Consider the following 15,364-nt stretch of genomic DNA (forward strand, 5'->3'; position numbering starts at 1 on the left):
GCCATTCGCAATTAATATTAACTCAGCACTTTGCCAGTGACAGACAGCCCTTCTACAATCAGAGACGGGGTATAGACCGAACCATTCCACTCAGCGTCGCCTCCCAATGCTACTAGCTGCTTGAGGGCTGCGTATACGTTACCTGCCACCATCGTATCTTTTACCCTACCAACCACCTGACCGTTCTTGATCCGGTAGCCCAGGTCAACGTTAATCGAGAAGTCCCCAGAAATCCCAGATCCCCCTCCCAGCATCTGGTCTACCACCAGTCCATCACCCATTTCCTGCATTAAGCTCAGCAGATCCCCAGTTCCTGGATCGATCAGCAAATTAAATAGACCCGGTGTCGGGTAGCTGCCCAAACCGGGGCGAAACCCGTTGCCGGTAGTGCCACTGCCTAGCTGGCGTCCTGTGGTGCGGTCGGTATAAAACAGCTGCAAAATGCCGTCTTTGATAAATACCAGATTCCGCGTGACCGTGCCTTCATCATCAAAAGGACAGCTAAACGGCCCAGAATCTGGGTTTTGGGTAATAGTGAGGGCGTTTGAGGTCACGGGTTCACCCAAGCGATCGCTCCACGGAGAAGCCCCCTCGATCGTTCGTTTGCCATTCAGCGCGGCTGAGAGGGTTCCCCAAAGCATATCCGCTGCTTTGGCGGTAAATAGCACGGGCACGCGACCGATGGGTGGTGAAATGTTTTCTTTTGCCCAAGCCAACCGCTGCAAAATTTGGTTTGCCAGCGCGGTGGTATCGAGGCTATCCCGCTGGGTTTGTCCATCGGCAACGCTCAAGAAATCATCCCCCCGCACCCATTCTGCTGCCAGATAACAGCTGAGAGTAGTATCGGTATAGCGACAATCTAGTCCTTTGGAGTTGACAAGGCGCGTCGTTTCTGCATCGCATTCCCATTGAGCCATGCAGAGGACTTCTGGGTAGGCATCTCGGACGAGAGCGATCGCTTCTTTGCCCATTAATATCAGCTCCTCGACGGGCACAAACTTGCCCAAATCGGGATACTTAGATGCCCGCCCAGAAGTCAATTCCACAGTTTCCACTCCGTTGAGTGCCGACAAAGCGATCGCCCGATCCACCAGCGCCTGCGGTTCCACGGGACCATAAGCAACGGCTAAACCCGGACGCCCTTCTTTCCACAGTCGTAACGCCGTCCCTTCTGATTGGGCAATTTCCAGTTGTTTGAGTCGGTTGGCTTCAAAAAAAACCGGGCGAGAGAGCGATCGCGCTTGATAAACCTCCGCCTCCTCGGCTCCAGAACGAGTGGCTAACTCCAATAGCTGCTCTGCTAGCGTCTCTTGTGGTAAATCGTTAAAACCCATATTCTAACCGTGGAATTTATTGATGGAACCGCCAAGACGCCCTCAAAAGTAAAAGTAAAAAGTGCTAATTTCTGTCGCACAGTCTCAACAGCCGCGCTTTTACTCCGACTTTTATGCTTGTCTGAGAGCCTTTTTTTGTGTCTTTGTATTCTATTCTCCCAGTCTGGTTGCGAAACCGAAAGATTTCCTTTGGGATCAATTTAACTAAGAGGCAATTCTTGCATTAGCCAAAAACCCGCAAAGGATTCTGCTTGCGGATCGGACTGAATCGCTAGAAAATGCAACATCCCCGCTTTTTGCTTGGCGTCCTCAAAGGATTCTGCTTCCTCAGAAGTTTTTGCATCTTTGAGATTCGCCAAAATCCAGCTATTACTCTCACCCGTCTCTAAGAGCAATCTAGGCGGTGAGTCTCGATTAAATTTCAGGAACGCCGGTTCAATCCCAGACATCCAGCCAGCCATTGGCACTGCTCTCAAAGAGAAAATTACCACCCCTGGAATCGGCGTCTCCGGCGGCAAAGGCGCGGAATCTCCTAATCCAATCGGTGGGAAAGCTTCCCCAAAGCCAATATCCCACTCGTGCATTTCCTCAAAGGCTGCTGCTGACAAGGTTACAAATGCCCACTTTTGCCCAACCAGCGCATCCGGTAAAGGTTGGGGCGGTTGGGGTTGGTATTGGACAGAGGGATTCGGGGCAACCGCTTGGTAGCCCGGTTGCTGGGGATAAACTTCCTGCATCCGATCTTGCAGCCACCGATACAATGTAAAAGTTCGGCGGCTCAGCTGAGCGGAAATGCCCAACTCATCGCAGGCTTTCACAATCATTTTGGTCATCGGGCGGCGGAAGAAGCGGATTTTTTGAGGAGGTTGAGGTGCCCTAGCGATCGCTTCCTCCAAAGTCGTTCGCAGCCAGATCGAATTCACCGTGCTATTGGGGCAAAACTCGGCGTAACGAAACAGGGACTCAGGTTTGGTGCGGATATCCAATGGACTCTCGCACACCAATAACTCCCAAACCTTTTTCTGTTGTTCGTCCAAAATTGGACGCGAATAAAAATCTAATTCCCAAACTGTTCCCATGCCGCGCCGTTAAAATCTGGTCACTTCCTTCATAATACGTTTGAAGCATCCTTTTACTCATGATTTACATCGACGGCTCCTACGGAGAAGGCGGCGGACAGGTTTTACGCACTTCCCTCAGCCTTGCGACTATTACAGGTCATCCCATCCGGATTGGGCGGATTCGGGCGGGACGCAAAAAGCCCGGACTCGCTGCCCAACACCTAACGGCTGTGCGTGCCGCTGCTGCTATCTGCGAGGCGAAAGTACAGGGGGATACGTTGGGATCGACGGATTTAGAGTTTATTCCTGGTGATTCAATTCAACCTGGAAAATACACGTTTGATGTCACCGAAGCACGGCAAGGCGGTTCGGCGGGTGCTGTCACTTTGGTTTTGCAGACGATTTTGCTGCCCTTAGCGATCGCGCAGGGAGAATCGCAGGTGACACTGCGTGGCGGCACCCATGTCGCCTATAGCCCTGCTTACACTTACATTGAGCAAGTCTACCTGCCTCTCCTACGTCAGATGGGAGTGCAAGCTGAGGTGAGGTTACGCGGTTGGGGGTGGTATCCCCAAGGCGGAGGGGAAGTGGAACTCCGCGTTAGCGGTAGGGGCGGGGAAACCCAATTTTTACGGGGTATAAACCTTCTGGAACCCGGACAATTGCAGCAGGTGCGGGGGATTGCTGTGGTGACGGAACTCCCTTCCCACATTCCCCAACGAATGGCTAGCCGTGCCGAGAATGTGTTGCATGAGGCGGATCTCAAAGCCACTGTACAGCCTCTGCGGGAAAGGGGCGTCGCACCGGGGGCGGGAATTTTCCTCACCGCTGAGTACGAGAACAGCTTAGCTGGCTTTGGTGCCTTGGGACGTGTGGGACTGCCAGCAGATAAAGTTGCTGATATGGCTTGTCAGGAGTTGCTGGATTTTCATCACACTGGCGCACCCGTTGATGTACACCTGGGGGATCAGTTGCTGTTGCCAGCGGCTTTAGCTGACTCAATGAGTCAGTACCGAGTGGCGGAGATTAGTACCCACCTGACGACCAATTCGTGGGTGATTCAGCAGTTTGGGTTAGCATCGATAACGATCGATCAAGTCGATCGTCGGGTGAGTGTCGCACCCAACACTGACAGATGAATGATATTTAGGCGATCGCTCCTAAATTTTCAGTTAATTTAAACATGACAACGGCTCCCATGCTGGTAATATTGCCCTCATCGCCGCAGACTTTGATTTTCACTGCCGCCACAAAATTGACCAATGGCTGAGCTACCTCCTTCATTGCTACCAGGGTGTGTTCTCCGACCAGCCCGTGCGGAGGAAAAATGGTTAATTCAGCAATTATTATTGGAATTTACCAAATCTGAAGCCTTAAAATTTAACTTGAGAGTTTTATTTTTCAACTTCGTAATTTTGATTTCCTTGACTTTTTTCATGCTAGCGATCGCGCAAATCATAAATTTTTTTGCTTCTAATCTCCCGTTCGCAATTATTTTATTTGTTATCCTTTCGGGTATTTTTATTGTTACTCTTTGTTTGGCAGCTTCCTTTATTCTGTTTTTCTTATCTATTTTTACCTACGCTCTCGTCAATTGGTCGCGGTTCTGGGTCATTGAATGTAATGGACGTTTAATAGCTTGCGGTGAAATAAACTGCTACAGTACGCACTCCATGCTGTATTACTTATTTGTGAAACCTGTCTGGCGCAGTCAGCACCTGGGTTCGTATCTAGTGAAGCGTCTTGTTCAAGAAGCGACCCAACCCCTCTATTTAGTATGTAAGCCTAAATTGGTACGATTTTATTCCCAACTTGGCTTTACGATTGTTCCTTGGCGAGAAATCTCACAGCCCCTCAAGTCAAGTTTTCACATTTTCCAACTAGATACCCTAATTAGTGGAAATGTTTGGACAGTGATGCGGTATCAAAGTTAGGACTTACGCAGAGATCCTCCTAAATCCCCCTTAAAAAGGGGGACTTTTCCGGTTCCCCCTTTTTTAAGGGGGGTTAGGAGGGATCTAGGTTTCAAGCTTTCAGTGCGTAAGTCCTGAATGTTAGAAAAATTAGAGATTTTACAAAAATCCCCGGCGCTTGTCGGGGATTTTTGCGATTTAATTCTTAAGGAACATCAATCGGAATCAAGGCATTTTCAGGCACATAGCTACTGAACCGTTCGCCATCCGCCAAAACCGCTATCATCCGCAGCGGATAATCTGGTCCGATTTGCAAATCTGCCCAAGGAACCGCCACCTCCAAACACTTATTTAAACCCACTTGAGCGCGGCTGAACCGAGGATGCCACTGAAGATTTTCCCCAGCCTCCTCAAACTCAATCGTGTGAGTCAGTAAATTAATCCCTAAATGGTGGTGGAACAGATAGTTCAACGGCGCTTCATCGGGTAAATTCTCCAGCGGAATTGGGCTATTGTGCATCGTTTTGTTGGCATAAAACCACAGCAAATGCAACTCTGGCGGACAGCCTTTACCGGGTTCAATGCCGGTCTGAAAGTCCAACCGCAGATAGAAGTTAAGGTGATCCACCCCGTACCAAAGACGCTGAACGGCACTGCTCTTGTGCATTGTACCCCGCGATCCTCCCACATCAATACGACCGGCGCGATCCCAGTCCTGTTCGTCACCCAGTCCATCAATGGTGGGATGAATAAAGCCTTCGGGTCGGTGGTCTCCCCGCGCTTCGTGGGCTTCTACGGGTTGGCGCAAGTTCGGCGGTATCGGCTCATTTAAAGCCTGATAAATCGCACACAGGTGTTCTCGGAACAGCTGGTCGAACATGGCATCTTGGTTCGAGGAATGACCTTCGCCAAACCACCAGAACCAATCGGAACCTTCTGCGGCGTACAAAGCTTCCCAAACTTCTGGGTTGTTTTCCTCGGTTGCTTCTGGATGGCTAGCCAAGACTTGCCGCGCCTCCTCTAGGAGATCCCAGGCGCGATTTTTGGCGGTATCGCCAATCCAAGTAGTGAAGCTGCCATCGACCCAAGAGCCGCTGTGCATCTGCTCGGCGGGGATGGTTGCCTTGGGAGGGAATTGGTCTAGGAATTCCGAAACCGTGACCAGTTTCAGCTCTGGGTGGTCGCTAAGCGTCTGATAAAGAGCTTCTAAGAAGGGTTTACCATCCAGATGGTAGTGTTCCCAGCAATTTTCGCCATCAAGGGCAATGTTGACCAGCCACGGTTGTTCTAGGGCTGTACCGCCCCCTTGCTGGCGGTGTTTCAGGGTGCGTGCGATCGCTTCCAAATGCCCCACTAAGTCGGCGGCGGCGCGGCGCGGTTCCATCGTTCCATAAGTAAAGCCAATTAAATCTGATAATCGGTGATCCCGAAACACAATCGCCAAGTCGCCGGACTCGGTTTGCAGCCGATAAGGTTGATACAGTAATTCTGGTTCGTAGACATTCCCCGCGCCGTCCCGATGGAAAAATTGCTTGATTGACCAACCCAAGACGGCTTCATCCGAGCAGATCCACTTATATCCCTGCTTGGCGATATAAGGCAAAATTTCGGGACTAATCGATTGTTCTGAAGGCCACAAACCACGCGGTTCTTGCCCAAACCGATCTTTATACATATCCCAAGCTTTTTGTAAATGCCTGGGAATATCTTCTGACCACTGGAAGCGCTGCTTCGGCAAGGTCATCTTGGGCACCGCCACCCGACCAGAGTTGGTATCGTTCAGTAAGGGCAAAATCGGGTGCGTGTAGGGCGTTGTCGATACTTCCAGTTGCCCCGCTTCCTGCATTTGCCGATGCTGCGGAATGATGCGACTCAAGATTTCTCGCTGTTTAGAGAAAATTCGCTGGCGATCGCTTAAGGTAAAGTTTCTTCCCTGCTTCAACCACCCCTCAATATCTGGATCGTCCCAAAACAAAGGGTCAATCCACGCCAGATTATGCCAAGCTAGCAAATCGCTGTAATCTTGCGGATTCCAATTTGTCCAACACCATTCTTCCCCCTTTTCTTGACGTTGCTGATAAAGTTCTCCGTAGCGAGGATGAGGGTCAATTAAAGTATGGTGATTGGCATCAAAAAAATGCTCAATAATAAATCTTTTTTGTTCATCACTCAGTTGCTGTTCCGGCGTCAAAGCTGCTGCTAGGTATGGGTCCATCGCCGTGCCAGCGACATAATCCTCTAACTGCAAAATCAAAGACGGCACGAGATTAACAGTTTGATGCAGCTTCGGATAACGAGCCAGCAGCAGCACCAAATCTAGGTAATCTTTCGTCCCATGCAGCCGCACCCAAGGCAAACGATACTGATTGACTGTGCGGCTTTTATACAGAGGCTGATGTTGATGCCAGATGAAAGAGATATAGAGAGGATGGGGCATAGGAAAAGTAAATAGTAAAAAGTAAAAAGGCAAAAGAAATATCTGTTCTATTTCTTTTGCCTTTGGCTTGGAAAAACTGGTTCAACTAAACTAAGAGGATGTTTGAAAAGTGCTTTTTCAAACGCTATGGCTTAGAGATCCCCCTTGCATCCCCCGATAAATTGGGGAACTTTGAAGATTCCCCCCCCTTTTTAAGGGGGGCTAGGGGGGATCTCCAAGATTTCAGCGTCACATAGATAACTTTTCAAACATCCTCTAAAAAGGCAAAAGAAATCAGAAAAAATCTTTTTCCTTTACCTTTTACCTTTTGCCTTTAAAGGACTTGCTCAACTTCGGCAATTTCGGGGATAAATTCGCGTAGGCGGCGCTCAATTCCCATTCTCAGCGTCATTGCCGAGCTGGGGCAAGATCCGCAGGCTCCTTGGAGGCGTAGCTTCACAACTGGACCGTCGATGTCTACCAGCTCAACGTTACCACCATCGGACATTAAGTAAGGGCGCAGTTCATCCAAAACTTGTTCGACGTTTTCTGAAGTCAGTGCCAGTGTTTGTGACATGGTTAGTTTACCTTATCGAATCTTTTTTTCTATTGCAGCTATGTTGATCCTAGTTCACGCAGAGATAAAAACTCATCGCGAGAATCGAGGACACTGGGAACCGCTGAGGGCATATCGCAACGCCTCCAGCCTATACCGCTGCTGGTTCCAGTAACTTGACGTTCGCGTAGTTAAACTCGGTGGTCGTTTTCTGACCTTGCTCATTCGCGTGAACTACCTGCTTGGTCATCACGTAGTAATCGCCGACTTTCTCGAAGGTATCCTCAAATTGCAGTTCTTTGATCAATTCACCCGTCTGAGGATTCCGGAAGACAACATCGTAGCGACTGGCGGCGTAGCCTTCTTTGGTGTCTAAACTTTCAGCGGTATCAATGACAAAGGCCATTCGACCCATTACCCGACTTACCTGGCAAATTTCAGTGCCTCGGATTTTGTAGTTAGACCCCATCGCATCGCCTTTAACCAGAATTTCCGTAGCGCCAGTGGCGTCCGTTTCCCCCAGGTTAAATTCGTTCTTGCCGTGAGCTTTGTCAAAAGACCCCCGCTTGCGGTGGGTAACAATATCCCTGAGCTGAGTATAGATGCTCTCTTGCACCGTTTCGTCTTCGATGCCGGTAACTTCAACAGTCATGTCGCTGTTGATGCGAATTTTGCCTTTGTAGACTTCATCACCTTGCTTGAGTTCTACATCAGCACTATATCCGGGAAAATTGGCATCCCAGGTGTAGCGGTTTTCGTAGGCAGCCCGAAACAAGTCACGAGCATTTGCTTGCTCAGTCATAGATTCTTACTTCAACAACTTCTTTCTTAGTGTAAAAATCTTTGCCGAATATTAACACGTCCTGGCGACACAATTCGCTGAAAACCGGCGTTGGAAGAGAAATCCGATAGCGTCGCTTCTCCCATCTAGATTAATAGCTCTATTGAACCCATCTGTGGCGTGGTAATCATGACTGGAGCTTGATACAGGTGTACAGTGAACATGACTGTTGAGCCGAGTCCTTCGCCGTAACTGTGAAAATGAATATTCCCACCCATTGCTTCGACGAGCTTTTGAGAGATCGTTAGTCCCAGTCCCGTACCTGCATAGGGGGTTGTGTGAGAGCCATTAACTTTACCGAACAATTGAAATAGTCTGTCTAGTTTATCCTCAGGAACCCCAATCCCCGTGTCAGCCACGGTGACTACCACCATCCCAGGGAGTTCCTGATTATCAAACCTCACCGTTTTTTGAATGACTTGAGTATTAATCGTAATCTCGCCTTCACGAGTAAATTTAATCGCATTATCAACTAAATTTAAAAGGATTTGGAGTAATCCTCGGTAGTTAGCGTACAGGATAATTTCATCTAAGGTTTGCGGTTTTTCAATTTGTAAGTTTAAGTGCTTTTGGAGCGCTAGGGGATTTCTTAAGCGTTCTACTTCACTCAGGAGTTCGTTTAAATTAACTGCATCCAGCGTCAGATTTATGTTTTGATCGGCTTCAAATTTGGCGATCGCTAAAATGTCATTAACGCTCTTCATGAGACGTAGGGCTGAGCTGTGAGCATCATTCATAAATTCTTGCTGCTCGGCTCGGTCTTCCGCTAGGTCGTCTAAGATTAGCTTGAGGCTACAGATAATCCCATTCAGGGGAGTGCGAAGTTCGTGAGAGATAGTAGAGAGAAACTCTGTTTTTAGACAAGAAGCGGTTTCTGCGAGTTGGCGCGCCTGCTGCAATTGTTGATAAAGGTTGACGCGAGCGATCGCTGTGCCAATTTGCTCGGCAAGTTCGCCCACTAGCTCGATTTCGGGGACGCTCCATTGACGCGGGCAAATCTCCTCCAAAGACGCTAACGCGCCAACGCACTGCTGGAGAATAATTAGACCGTTCGGTTGATCTTGATACCTACTGGCAACCACCAAGATTGACTGTCGCTGAAATTCTCGATCGATGTTCTCCACCACAATCGGCTCTAGACTCGCTAGCGCCTGACTCAAGTAAGGACGATCGGCAATCTGTATTTCTTGACCCAGCAGAGAACTCGATGGCTCTTGAGAATATTCTGCCACTACCTGCATGGAAGTAGAAATTTTATGACAAATAAAGCACCGGCTTACGTCCAGTGCTTTTCCCAAACTCTCAACCGTTTGCTTTTCAATCGTTTCTAGATCGAGTGTGCGATGGATACTCCTAGAAATTTTGTTCAACAGTTTTTGGTACTGCTCGGAAATTTGCTCAGTCATAGAATCCTCTTGACCTCGCAGGCTATGTTGGCGTGCTTAGTTTCTCGACATTTCATCGCACATGAGCCTGAAACTACCAGCAAGCAGCCCTTTTGTGCTTTCAAATGGTAGCTCCAACTCAACCCAATTTCATCAATCCACGAAAGTAGCACCTACATTAACAATCCATCGAACCCGTCTGTTGCGTTGAAATCATTACCGGCTCTTGATACAGAGGCACGGTGAACGTAACTGTTGAACCCAGTCCTTCGCCCATGCTGTAGAAGTTTACGATCCCACCCATTGCTTCTACAAGTCTTTGGGATATTGCCAATCCCAATCCGGTACCACCGTACTGTCGGGTGCGAGAGCCATCCACCTGGCTAAAAGATTGAAATAGTTTGTCTTGCTTGTCGAGGGAGACGCCAATCCCGGTATCGGCGACTTGGACTTTCACGACGCCTGGACATTCCTGTCCCCCAAACTTAATTTTCTTTTTACTGACCTCGGCACTGACTGTGACGCCGCCTTCGTGGGTAAATTTGATCGCATTCCCGATCAGGTTTAACATCACCTGGAGCAGCCGCTGGTAGTTGCCATACAGGATAATTTCATCGTAGGTAGATGGCATTTGAATGCATAAGCTCAGGTTCTTCTGCTGCGCCTGATTCTGGGTAAATTCCTCGACATCACCGAATAGCTCTTCCAGCTTCACCTGTCCCAATTCCAGCTCCATTTTGCCTGCTTCAATTTTGGCGACATCGAGAATGTCGTTGATCAGGTTTAGGAGATGTAAAGCTGAACGGTAAGCATCTTGGATAAAATCCAGTTGCTCTTCTGGCTCGTCTACCGTACCATCTAGTATCAGCTTCAGGGAGCCAATCATGCCGTTTAGCGGTGTACGGAGTTCGTGGGAAGTATTTGCCAAAAACTCTGACTTGAGGCGGGAAGCTTCTTCTGCTTGTTCGCGGGCTTCCTCTAATTCTTTGTACAGGGTGGCGTGAGCGATCGCTGTCCCCACCTGATCTGCCAGTTCTCTGACTAACTCAACTTCGGCATCGTTCCATCGCCGAGTGCGATCGCACTGCTGTAAGGCGATGACGCCATTTGGCTGGTTTTGATAGCAGGTGGAAACGACTAATACCGACTGTTGCCCGAACGCATTCACCCCAGCCTGTTCTACCACAACTGGCTCACCTTGCGTCTCCAATGCTTGCCTTAGGTAGGGCTGCTCGGAAAGCTGTAGCTGTTGCCCCAACATCGACCGAAACGTCTCCTGGCAATACTCCGCCACCACTTGCACTTTGGGCTTAGAACTTTCGTAATTGCAGATGATACAGCGACTGACGTTGAGTGCTTCTCCCAGTCCTCTAACCGTTTGCTGCCAAATGGTATCCAGATCCAGCGTGCGACGGATATTCCTAGCAATCTGACTCAGCAGTTTTTGGTACTGATCTGGACTTGACACAGTTGACTCGAAAGTTGGCAGTGAGACATTAACAGGAGCCGCCATCAGAGTATACCTGTAAACTGCAAAAGGAGAAGAAGCTAATCATTACCAGCCGTTTTCTGTGATAGATGCAACCTCAAACATCATCTTGCCCTGCGGCTAAAATCTAAAACTGGAGCGTTCCTTATTTTGCATTAATCGTTCCATTCCCCTCTCGGAGGCACGGGCGGATTTCTCTCAAGGCTCCGAGTCAGTTCATCATCCCGATCTCGTTCACCTCTAAGCCACTGCCGAATTGCCGTCTCAATGACCTTACTCGGATCGTTGGTCAGGTGCTTAATTTGCGCTAACAGTTCAGAATCAAGGTGTATAGAAATTTCCACCTTTTCGGCTGACCCCTGAGAATATATGGCCCGATCGTTCATATCAGTGCAGTGATGACATTTCCAAGCAAATCCAACGCAAAAGAGGATGCGCCGTCTTTCCATGCTAACTGCTGATGCAAGCAACGCAGTGAGTAGAATGCGGCTCTTATCCTAATGGGCAACAAAATTTTGCAATTCCGATCCCTACTATGCATTCTGACATTCTCCGGGCGCTAACTACTAGTTGGTATAGCGCTCTGTTTTCTGGTGAGGTGAGGGCGGCTAGTCCTGAAGCGTTGCCACTTTTCCGTAGACAAGTCGTTCTCTCCTCAGAAAATTACCTTTTTTTAAAAGGATTTTCATCAGGGCAGTTTTTGCATGGCTTTAATTCAATGTGCCCTACTCTACTTGAATACACAAGAGTTGTTTTTAAGTCTTTAGATTAAGAATACCTCTAGCTGTGTTCTCATCACCCTCCCGTGTCAAATTAATTAGATTGTCATCGCTTCGCTTGACTGACTGACTGTGTAACGAGTGCTGAGGACTGACTATATACCCCAGACTTAAAAGTCGCGGCTTGAAATAAGAACGCGAGAGTTTGTTCGGGCTACGCCTATTTGAAAACACGGGCTTGTACCCTAATTACTCAGTCCTCTCTCCTCAGTCCTCAGTCCTCAGTCCTCAGTCCTCTCTCCTCAGCCCTCAGCCCTCAGTCCTCAGCCCTCAGTCCTCAGTCCTCAGCCCTCGTTTTCTTCTATACCGTCTCTGATTTAGGTAAACAGCGCAGATTTTCTACTGTATAGTCATCGAAGGCGGTAAGTCCCCTACTCGAAGTTAAAGAATTGTCTCAGGCTGACGGACGGGACATATCTGCTGTCCCAACTGCCTGGGCATCGGAAACATTACAATATTTGAAGTCCGCTGAACTTTTCAATTGCCGTTCGTGCCTTTTTGTTTGGCTATGACTGACGTACCTGTTTCTCGCATTCGGAATTTCTCCATCATTGCCCATATTGACCACGGAAAATCCACTCTGGCGGATCGCCTCTTGCAGTTTACGGGCACGGTGCAAGATCGGCAGATGAAGGAACAGTTCCTGGACAATATGGATTTAGAACGGGAGCGCGGCATTACGATTAAGCTGCAAGCTGCCCGAATGAACTATACCGCCAAGGATGGTCAGCAGTACGTTCTAAATCTAATTGATACACCCGGTCACGTAGATTTTTCCTACGAGGTGTCGCGTTCCCTCGCCGCTTGCGAAGGCGCACTCTTGGTAGTGGATGCATCCCAAGGGGTGGAAGCGCAAACGCTTGCCAATGTTTATCTCGCTCTAGAGAATAATCTGGAAATTATCCCAGTTTTAAATAAAATCGATCTCCCCGGAGCTGAGCCAGCGCGGGTAAAGGGAGAAATTGAAGAAATTATCGGCTTAGATTGTAGCGGTGCAATTCTCGCTTCTGCGAAAGAAGGGCTTGGGATTGACGAGATCCTGGAGTCTATCGTTGAGCTAATCCCGCCGCCGGTAGATACGGTGTCACAACCGCTGAGGGCGTTAATTTTTGATAGTTACTACGACAGCTATAGGGGTGTAATTGTATACTTCCGGGTGATGGATGGTACGGTCAAAAAAGGCGATCGCGTCCATCTGATGGCGACTGGCAAAGAATATGAAATTGACGAATTAGGCATCCTTTCCCCGACTCAGAAGCAGGTGAACGAACTGCACGCCGGTGAAGTGGGCTACCTAGCAGCGGCGATTAAAGCTGTGGAAGATGCTCGCGTGGGAGACACCCTTACCCTAGCGAATGCCCCCGCTGCTGAGGCATTGCCCGGTTACACCGAGGCTAAGCCGATGGTCTTTTGCGGCTTGTTCCCCACCGATGCTGACCAATACCCAGACTTGCGGGAAGCTCTGGAAAAACTGAAATTAAATGATGCGGCGTTGTACTACGAACCGGAGACATCCAGCGCGATGGGGTTTGGCTTCCGCTGCGGCTTCTTGGGCTTGCTGCACATGGAGATTGTCCAAGAGCGTCTAGAGCGGGAATACGATTTAGATTTAATTATCACCGCTCCTTCGGTGGTCTATCGTGTGACGACCAATAAGGGAGAGGAAATTTACATTGATAATCCCAGCCGCCTACCGCCGCCGAACGAGCGGGAAAAAATTGAGGAGCCTTATGTCAAGGTAGACATGATTACACCAGAAGTCTACGTGGGGACTCTGATGGAGTTATGTCAAAACCGGCGTGGTGTCTTCAAAGATATGAAGTATTTGACACAAGGGCGAACCACGCTGACTTATGAGTTACCGCTGGCGGAAGTGGTAACGGACTTTTTTGACCAAATGAAGTCCAGAACTCGCGGCTATGCCAGTATGGAATATCATTTGATTGGCTATCAGGAAAATCCCTTGGTCAAGCTGGATATTTTAATCAACAATGACGCCGTTGACGCCTTGGCGATGATTGTGCATCGGGATAAGGCTTACCACGTAGGACGTGGGTTGACAGAAAAGTTGAAGGAACTGATTCCCAGGCATCAGTTCAAGATTCCGATTCAAGCTGCGATTGGTAGTAAAATCGTCGCCAGCGAACATATCCCTGCCTTGAGAAAAGATGTGCTTGCCAAGTGCTATGGCGGTGATATTTCCCGGAAGAAAAAGTTGTTGCAGAAGCAGGCTAAAGGTAAGAAGCGCATGAAGTCGATTGGTACGGTTGATGTACCGCAATCAGCTTTCATGGCGGTGTTGCGCTTGGATCAAGAGTAGCGCTTTGATTGAGACACGCTGGATGCCCAAGCTGAGCTTGGGCATCCAGCGTGTCTTAGCTTGGGGTCTCACACGGGGCATTTTCCAGGCTGAGAGTAGGAAACGAAAAAACTTGAGGCGAAGAAATGAATGCCAGGTAGCGATCGCTAATCTTTACTATATCTTCATCGATATCTTCATAGATTTCTTCAAAATGCAGGTACATCTGGACACCGTTGCATGGCAAGGTTAGTCTAAGATGGATTCCAACTCTTAAAAAACTCAATTGCCAAATGAGAATCTTAGTCACAGGTGGTGCTGGTTTTATCGGTTCCCATCTGATCGACCGGCTGATGACGCAAGGGCATGAAGTCATTTGCCTGGATAACTTCTATACCGGACACAAGCGCAACATCCTGAAGTGGCTGGATCATCCATATTTTGAACTCATCCGTCACGACATCACCGAACCGATTCGCTTGGAAGTGGAGCAAATTTATCACCTAGCTTGCCCCGCCTCTCCAGTACACTACCAGTTCAACCCAGTAAAGACCGTGAAAACGAATGTCTTGGGTACGCTGAATATGCTGGGACTGGCAAAGCGGGTGAAGGCAAGATTCCTCTTGGCTTCCACCTCAGAAGTGTACGGCGATCCTGAAATCCATCCCCAGACAGAAGAATATCGCGGTAATGTCAATCCGATAGGAATTCGCTCATGCTACGACGAAGGCAAGCGAATTGCAGAAACACTGGCGTTTGACTATCATCGCCAGAATCATGTGGACATTCGAGTTGCGCGAATTTTCAACACCTACGGCCCTCGAATGTTAGAAAATGACGGTCGAGTGGTTAGCAACTTTGTGGTGCAAGCTCTGCGAGGTTCCCCGCTAACGGTTTATGGTGATGGTTCGCAAACCCGAAGTTTCTGCTATGTTTCTGACCTAGTGGAAGGGCTGATGCGGCTGATGAATGGCGAGCATAAGGGACCGATTAATTTGGGGAATCCCGATGAATATACGATTTTAGAGCTGGCTGAGGCTGTACAAAAGATGGTGAATCCAGACTCGAAGATTAAGCTTGAGCCACTGCCAGAAGACGATCCTCGCCGTCGGCGTCCGGATATCACGCGGGCAAAGACTTGGCTGGATTGGGAGCCGACAATACCCTTGCAAGAAGGGTTAAAACTGACTATAGAAGATTTTCGCGATCGCTAAGCTTAGCTTCTCTGCCGGAGAATCGCATCCACCGCGATTCGTGAATTAGAGTCCTTTGTCAAAAGTTAATCATCAAT

At 48.8% G+C, this 15,364-nt stretch carries 14 protein-coding genes and 1 pseudogene; 6 read left to right on the plus strand and 9 right to left on the minus strand.

Annotation, left to right across the window (positions count from 1 at the left end):
- Positions 1-17: 17 nt before the first annotated feature.
- Together AC2VDX_RS18115 and AC2VDX_RS18120 are read right to left on the minus strand one after the other, a co-directional pair.
- Positions 18-1,334: a TldD/PmbA family protein gene (locus AC2VDX_RS18115; protein ID WP_378184256.1), complete on the minus strand. Its 1,317-nt coding sequence runs from the start codon at positions 1,332-1,334 to the stop codon at positions 18-20.
- Positions 1,335-1,534: 200 nt separating this feature from the next.
- Complete coding sequence (locus AC2VDX_RS18120; RefSeq protein WP_378184258.1) at positions 1,535-2,413, minus strand: Tab2/Atab2 family RNA-binding protein; 879 nt, start codon at positions 2,411-2,413, stop codon at positions 1,535-1,537.
- Positions 2,414-2,472: 59 nt separating this feature from the next.
- Here AC2VDX_RS18120 and rtcA point away from each other — a divergent pair, with 59 nt between their 5' ends.
- On the plus strand, positions 2,473-3,534 hold the full coding sequence (gene rtcA, locus AC2VDX_RS18125; protein ID WP_378184260.1) for an RNA 3'-terminal phosphate cyclase: 1,062 nt from the start codon (positions 2,473-2,475) through the stop codon (positions 3,532-3,534).
- A gap of 7 nt (positions 3,535-3,541) precedes the next feature.
- On the opposite strand, the gene AC2VDX_RS18130 is transcribed toward rtcA, so the two are convergent.
- Positions 3,542-3,679 carry a hypothetical protein gene (locus AC2VDX_RS18130; protein ID WP_378184262.1) on the minus strand — a complete coding sequence of 46 codons (138 nt, stop codon included), beginning with the start codon at positions 3,677-3,679 and terminating at the stop codon, positions 3,542-3,544.
- A gap of 152 nt (positions 3,680-3,831) precedes the next feature.
- Here AC2VDX_RS18130 and AC2VDX_RS18135 point away from each other — a divergent pair, with 152 nt between their 5' ends.
- Positions 3,832-4,329 (plus strand): GNAT family N-acetyltransferase, encoded by a 498-nt coding sequence (locus AC2VDX_RS18135; protein ID WP_378184370.1) that lies wholly within the window; start codon positions 3,832-3,834, stop codon positions 4,327-4,329.
- Positions 4,330-4,513: 184 nt separating this feature from the next.
- On the opposite strand, the gene AC2VDX_RS18140 is transcribed toward AC2VDX_RS18135, so the two are convergent.
- The 6 genes and pseudogenes from AC2VDX_RS18140 to AC2VDX_RS18165 form a co-directional block, all read right to left on the minus strand.
- Entirely contained in the window at positions 4,514-6,745 is a 2,232-nt protein-coding gene (locus AC2VDX_RS18140; protein WP_378184264.1) for a glycoside hydrolase family 57 protein, read from the minus strand.
- A gap of 313 nt (positions 6,746-7,058) precedes the next feature.
- Positions 7,059-7,301, minus strand: coding sequence for a NifU family protein (locus tag AC2VDX_RS18145; RefSeq protein ID WP_190411328.1), 243 nt, complete (start codon positions 7,299-7,301; stop codon positions 7,059-7,061).
- 130 nt (positions 7,302-7,431) lie between these two features.
- The gene (locus tag AC2VDX_RS18150) at positions 7,432-8,082 is read right to left on the minus strand and encodes a DUF3386 domain-containing protein (protein ID WP_378184267.1); all 651 of its coding nucleotides are present in this window, start codon (positions 8,080-8,082) and stop codon (positions 7,432-7,434) included.
- A gap of 125 nt (positions 8,083-8,207) precedes the next feature.
- Positions 8,208-9,527, minus strand: a complete 1,320-nt coding sequence (locus AC2VDX_RS18155; protein WP_378184269.1) for a sensor histidine kinase — start codon at positions 9,525-9,527, stop codon at positions 8,208-8,210.
- 157 nt (positions 9,528-9,684) lie between these two features.
- Positions 9,685-10,968: pseudogene (locus tag AC2VDX_RS18160) on the minus strand (ATP-binding protein); the annotation flags it as partial.
- Positions 10,969-11,150: 182 nt separating this feature from the next.
- Positions 11,151-11,381: a hypothetical protein gene (locus tag AC2VDX_RS18165; RefSeq protein ID WP_378184271.1), complete on the minus strand. Its 231-nt coding sequence runs from the start codon at positions 11,379-11,381 to the stop codon at positions 11,151-11,153.
- Between the two features lie 557 nt (positions 11,382-11,938).
- On the opposite strand from AC2VDX_RS18165, the gene AC2VDX_RS18170 reads away from it, so the two are divergent.
- The 4 genes from AC2VDX_RS18170 (at position 11,939) to AC2VDX_RS18185 (ending at position 15,287) form a co-directional block, all read left to right on the plus strand.
- Positions 11,939-12,124, plus strand: a complete 186-nt coding sequence (locus tag AC2VDX_RS18170; protein WP_378184273.1) for a hypothetical protein — start codon at positions 11,939-11,941, stop codon at positions 12,122-12,124.
- A 158-nt stretch (positions 12,125-12,282) separates the two neighbouring features.
- The gene (gene lepA / locus AC2VDX_RS18175; RefSeq protein ID WP_378184275.1) at positions 12,283-14,094 is read left to right on the plus strand and encodes a translation elongation factor 4; all 1,812 of its coding nucleotides are present in this window, start codon (positions 12,283-12,285) and stop codon (positions 14,092-14,094) included.
- Between the two features lie 22 nt (positions 14,095-14,116).
- Complete coding sequence (locus tag AC2VDX_RS18180; RefSeq protein WP_378184277.1) at positions 14,117-14,326, plus strand: hypothetical protein; 210 nt, start codon at positions 14,117-14,119, stop codon at positions 14,324-14,326.
- A 40-nt stretch (positions 14,327-14,366) separates the two neighbouring features.
- Positions 14,367-15,287 carry a UDP-glucuronic acid decarboxylase family protein gene (locus tag AC2VDX_RS18185; RefSeq protein WP_378184279.1) on the plus strand — a complete coding sequence of 307 codons (921 nt, stop codon included), beginning with the start codon at positions 14,367-14,369 and terminating at the stop codon, positions 15,285-15,287.
- Positions 15,288-15,364: the final 77 nt, after the last annotated feature.

The sequence above is a fragment of the Coleofasciculus sp. H7-1 genome (assembly GCF_057473865.1).

What these genes read in the sequence shown, in the direction of transcription:
- AC2VDX_RS18115 (WP_378184256.1), bottom strand. Translation starts at nt 1,334, where the DNA reads ATGGGTTTTAACGATTTACCACAAGAGACGCTAGCAGAGCAGCTATTG.
- AC2VDX_RS18120 (WP_378184258.1), bottom strand. Translation starts at nt 2,413, where the DNA reads ATGGGAACAGTTTGGGAATTAGATTTTTATTCGCGTCCAATTTTGGAC.
- rtcA (WP_378184260.1), top strand. Translation starts at nt 2,473, where the DNA reads ATGATTTACATCGACGGCTCCTACGGAGAAGGCGGCGGACAGGTTTTA.
- AC2VDX_RS18130 (WP_378184262.1), bottom strand. Translation starts at nt 3,679, where the DNA reads ATGAAGGAGGTAGCTCAGCCATTGGTCAATTTTGTGGCGGCAGTGAAA.
- AC2VDX_RS18135 (WP_378184370.1), top strand. Translation starts at nt 3,832, where the DNA reads ATGCTAGCGATCGCGCAAATCATAAATTTTTTTGCTTCTAATCTCCCG.
- AC2VDX_RS18140 (WP_378184264.1), bottom strand. Translation starts at nt 6,745, where the DNA reads ATGCCCCATCCTCTCTATATCTCTTTCATCTGGCATCAACATCAGCCT.
- AC2VDX_RS18145 (WP_190411328.1), bottom strand. Translation starts at nt 7,301, where the DNA reads ATGTCACAAACACTGGCACTGACTTCAGAAAACGTCGAACAAGTTTTG.
- AC2VDX_RS18150 (WP_378184267.1), bottom strand. Translation starts at nt 8,082, where the DNA reads ATGACTGAGCAAGCAAATGCTCGTGACTTGTTTCGGGCTGCCTACGAA.
- AC2VDX_RS18155 (WP_378184269.1), bottom strand. Translation starts at nt 9,527, where the DNA reads ATGACTGAGCAAATTTCCGAGCAGTACCAAAAACTGTTGAACAAAATT.
- AC2VDX_RS18165 (WP_378184271.1), bottom strand. Translation starts at nt 11,381, where the DNA reads ATGAACGATCGGGCCATATATTCTCAGGGGTCAGCCGAAAAGGTGGAA.
- lepA (WP_378184275.1), top strand. Translation starts at nt 12,283, where the DNA reads ATGACTGACGTACCTGTTTCTCGCATTCGGAATTTCTCCATCATTGCC.
- AC2VDX_RS18180 (WP_378184277.1), top strand. Translation starts at nt 14,117, where the DNA reads ATGCCCAAGCTGAGCTTGGGCATCCAGCGTGTCTTAGCTTGGGGTCTC.
- AC2VDX_RS18185 (WP_378184279.1), top strand. Translation starts at nt 14,367, where the DNA reads ATGAGAATCTTAGTCACAGGTGGTGCTGGTTTTATCGGTTCCCATCTG.